Raw genomic sequence first — 503 nt, 5'->3', positions numbered from 1 at the left:
CGGAGCAGGCCAGGGACAGCCGCGGCGTCACGGGCGCCAGCGACGTCTTCTCGCTCGGCTCGCTGCTGGTCTTCTGTGCCACCGGCCACCCGCCCTACCGGGGTGCCAACCCGGTGGAGACGGTGTTCCAGCTGCTGCGCGAGCAGCCCGACCTCTCCGGCCTGCCGGCCGAGCTGGTCGACCTGGTGCGGGCCTGCATGCGGCCGGCCCCCGAGCACCGGCCGACCCCGGAGCAGATCCAGGTCGAGCTGGCCCCGCACCTGTTCTCCCGGGACGACGCCTCCGGCGAGGCCGGGGACTGGCTGCCGCCCAACGCGCTCGCCCTGATCGAGCAGAAGCGCCGCCGCCCGGCACCCGCGGCGCAGCCCCCGGTCGCCCAGCCCCCGGTCGCCCAGCCGCCGGCCGTCCCGCCGCAGCCGCACCTCCAGCACGGGGCCGGCCACGGGTCGGCGCCGCACTCCGTCCTGCCACCGGTGCCGCGGCCCGGTCAGGACGACCCGCGC

The 503-nt window shown here is 78.1% G+C and carries 1 protein-coding gene; it reads left to right on the top strand.

Features of this window, described 5'->3' with window-relative positions:
- The coding region (locus tag BI06_RS22290; protein ID WP_043470836.1) for a protein kinase at positions 1-503 on the top strand (503 nt) is incomplete at both ends.

It is taken from the genome of Kitasatospora sp. MBT66 (assembly GCF_000710405.2).
Taxonomy (GTDB): domain Bacteria; phylum Actinomycetota; class Actinomycetes; order Streptomycetales; family Streptomycetaceae; genus Kitasatospora; species Kitasatospora purpeofusca.
Note: the sequence above shows the minus strand (reverse complement) of the source record. Positions and strands in the feature narration are given on the sequence as shown.